The organism is Candidatus Culexarchaeum yellowstonense (assembly GCF_024707025.1).
Classification (GTDB): domain Archaea; phylum Thermoproteota; class Methanomethylicia; order Culexarchaeales; family Culexarchaeaceae; genus Culexarchaeum.
The window spans coordinates 1-3,427 of the sequence record NZ_JANGFQ010000241.1; the positions used below are offsets into that span (position 1 = coordinate 1).

The window sequence follows — 3,427 nt, forward strand, 5'->3', positions numbered from 1 at the left end:
AAGCGTTATCGTCAGTTATTACCTCATCATATACTTCAACATTCACAGTTGGATTTATCTCTCGGAGTTTTTCACGTGCAGATTCAACCTTCCTCCTCCCAATATCCCTATCCCAATGTAGGAGTTGGCGGTTTAAGTTGCTCAGCTCCACATTTTCACAATCAACAATCCTAACAGTTCCAACGCCGGCTGCAACGAGATAGACTGATATTGGGAATCCAAGTCCTCCAGCTCCAGCTATGAGGACTCTTGCACTCTTCAGCCTCCTCTGACCACTTTCCCCAAAACCGTTTATCCTGATCTGCCTATCATATCTCTCCAAATCATATTTAGTTAGTTCAGCCATGATGCCACCCTAACTCTATTTAACATACACACTTATAAGATAAAAGGGTTTATCCAATTACCATGTTCTGTAGCGTTAATAAGGAAGATTGAATTTTCAGTCCTAAGTCTACGCTCAGCCCATCTCATTCTCTAAGAATCAGAAAATTATGCATGCATACAATCTCAGTATGAAATAAACATGCTTTGACGATAGGTGCTGGCATTGTAATATATGGTGCACAGTTAGATGATATAGCGCCACGAGGCGACGCCATGGAGCCACGCTTCCCAGACAATACACCCGACACAGCAAGGGCATTCGAGGAAGTTGTTAGGGTAGCACACTTCCCTGTGGGAGAGAGGAAGATTGAGATTTGGAGTCCAGCTAGGGAGGGGCTTTCGAAGTCTGAGAACCTCAAACGTGGATATGAGATTGCAGGAGACTTGATATTTGAAACATGGTCATGCTACCTATCAGGCGAAGCTCATTGCGGTAACTGCGATTCATGTAGGGAGAGGCATAGAGCTTTCATAGAAGCTGGAATAGCTGATAGGACAATTTACAACGTACATCCAATAGTGTCTGATAAGTGCAGGCTGGGGAAATGTGGTGTTAGATGAAGGCTAATTTAGGGGGAATATTGTGGGATGTGAAATTCTATGTAGGAAAAAATGAGGGAATTTTAGAAGAGATTGTTCCTATTCATTGGAAATGCTGTTGCAGCTCTTATATCACTGCTCCCTATTATTGATTGCACAACCCTTGAAACCCCTATTCCACAGCCGGAGTGTAGTGTGCCTTCATGCTCCCTCCAGAATTCTAGGTACCAGTCGAAATCCTCCTCAGAGCCTCCCCTCTCCATTAGCATTTTGAGCATTGTCGATTCCCTCAACCTCTTAATCAGCCTTTCATATCTAAATTCCCTCTCAGCCCCTCCAGCAGCTTCTCCAGCCAATGGTAGGATTAAGTCTACGCTGTTAACTATCCTTGGATCTTCATCATTCTCCCTCATATTGAAGAACTTTATCTCCTTCGGATAATGTGTTATGAAGACTGGACCATAGATTTCCGCAAGCCTCTTCTCATGTATGCTCTTCAAATCATCTCCAAACTTTAAGTTGAATTCCTTCAAAGTCTCTATAGCCTCAGAGTATGTAATCCTCTTATATGGTGGTCTAAACATCTTCAAATGCCCCTCATCAACTCCTAGGACTTCGAGGTCTTCATCGAGCTTTGAAACCTCTTTTACAGCGGAGTATATTGCTTCCTCCTCATACCTCATCAATTGGTCTAAGTTGCCTAGGAACTCTATCTCCATCAATGTGAATTCAGTTAGATGCCTATTATCAACTTCAGGTTCAGCTCTAAAGCTATGTATCGTACACCAAACCTTCCCAAATATCGGCGACATTACTTCGAGGAATAGTTGACCTGTCTGTGAAAGGTATGCCCTCCTACCAAAATAATTGAGCTCAAACAATGTGGAGATATTTTCACACGCCCCAGTAGCCTTAGTTATATGTGGAACAACGATCTCTACAAAACCCTCCCCCTCAAAGTAATTTCTCAACCCCTTCAAAACAGCTGCCTCAACTCTAACGATCGCTTGCATCTCCCTAGTTTTGAAGAACCTCACCCTATCCCTATTCTCAGCCAAAGCAATCTTTCCGAGCATTCCTCCCTCCCGAGGGAGGGAGATGCCCACCACATTTTAGTTATCTCAGACTTAAAAAAACTTTCCATCTTGAAGTCCATGACCTCAAAAAGATTTACGAAATAGAATAGTTAGCTTAAGTGGCATGATGCTTATGAAGTTAAAGTGGATAGAAGGAGCCCTAACAGCTAAAATAGAACGGATAGCATAATAATGTTAATTATCAGATAACTGTTTAGCGTATGCTGTAGAGCAACTTTATATACGTTAGATACCATAATAATGATGTATAGATGTAGATGGTGAAGAGGAAGCTCACTTTAAGTATTGATGAAGAGTTGTTAAGTGAAGTTAAAAAGCTCTCCACTCTTGAGGGGATTAGTTTGAGTGAGATTGTTGAAGAATATTTTGAGAGTTTAGTGTTTGAGAGGTGGGCTCGAAATCTTTGTGATGATCTGGGTTTGGGAGAACTTGAACCTACAACAAAACTTGAGATCACGAGAAATAAGCCTAAAGGTTTAGATGCAACTAAAGTGGTGAGGGAATTGAGGGAGGGGCGAGTGAATGGCATTTCCAATTCTCAAGAATGATGAAAAGTATTCTAATATGGATGCCAGCGTCTCGGTGAAGGTTGTATTGGACTACATTGCTCCATGGAATGTTATTATGCAAATTGTTTCCGAGTTTATGATTTAAATTGCTCTAAATTATTACCGTTCACGTATTATCTTCTGAGCTTCTAAAACCAGATTCTCTATGGCTGGCAGTCTCCTCTCAACATCTTCAATGTCGAATTTAGCTTCATGGAATCCCAAACATGTAAAGTCCATGCTTTATCCCATGAATCGAAGAGCCATTCACCCAATTTCCCAGATATCCTTAAAACAGCCTTCTCAAGTTCGGTGGCCGTCCACCTACCCCTCTCATCAACCCTCCTAATCATGTCAGTTAAATTGAAGTGTACTGTGAAGGCTTTCACAACCTCCTCAGCAGCTTTATACAGCTTCTCACTGGCTTGAACAGGATCTTTATCGGTGAGAGATTTACCCTCCACCAAATATTTTAGAGCATATTCAAGGTACTGCTTAGCATCAAGCTCCATACCCACATCAACCAACAACTCTCTAGCTTAGCTGAAAATAAGCTTTACCCCCGTAATGTTAAGTCAGTCAAAATGCTCAATTAAATAAGTTATTTAGAAGCCTTAAATGCACTATTAAATAGAGGCTTGCCATTAAATTAATGATGCGATGGGTGAAGACTTTATCGAAGACCATATAAAATACCGTTACCATGCCAATTAAGAAGATTCTAGGACTATAGCTGAAATAGTGACTGAAGAGAAGATTAAGCCTATAATAAAGAAATTGGAGGACGTAAGGGAGGAGATGAATACGGTGGAAGTGATGAATAGAAGGCTTTACACCATCCCCTTTAGGAAGTGT

The 3,427-nt window shown here is 41.3% G+C and carries 5 protein-coding genes; 2 read left to right on the forward strand and 3 right to left on the reverse strand.

The genetic code is table 11. The features are described from left to right. On the reverse strand, positions 1-346 hold a 346-nt coding region (locus MRT15_RS12015; RefSeq protein ID WP_304330530.1), incomplete at its 3' end, for a ThiF family adenylyltransferase. A gap of 185 nt (positions 347-531) precedes the next feature. Here MRT15_RS12015 and MRT15_RS12020 point away from each other — a divergent pair. Further along, entirely contained in the window at positions 532-948 is a 417-nt protein-coding gene (locus MRT15_RS12020) for a 7-cyano-7-deazaguanine synthase (protein ID WP_304330531.1), read from the forward strand. 62 nt (positions 949-1,010) lie between these two features. Here MRT15_RS12020 and MRT15_RS12025 read toward each other — a convergent pair whose 3' ends face one another. After that, entirely contained in the window at positions 1,011-2,003 is a 993-nt protein-coding gene (locus MRT15_RS12025) for an amino acid--tRNA ligase-related protein (RefSeq protein ID WP_304330532.1), read from the reverse strand. A gap of 281 nt (positions 2,004-2,284) precedes the next feature. Between MRT15_RS12025 and MRT15_RS12030 the strand changes: the two genes are divergently transcribed. After that, a complete protein-coding gene (locus MRT15_RS12030; RefSeq protein WP_304330533.1) occupies positions 2,285-2,572 on the forward strand; it encodes a DUF6364 family protein in 288 nt (95 codons plus the stop codon). Between the two features lie 164 nt (positions 2,573-2,736). Here MRT15_RS12030 and MRT15_RS12035 read toward each other — a convergent pair whose 3' ends face one another. Next, positions 2,737-3,084 carry a PaREP1 family protein gene (locus tag MRT15_RS12035; protein WP_304330534.1) on the reverse strand — a complete coding sequence of 116 codons (348 nt, stop codon included), beginning with the start codon at positions 3,082-3,084 and terminating at the stop codon, positions 2,737-2,739. Positions 3,085-3,427 lie beyond the last annotated feature (343 nt).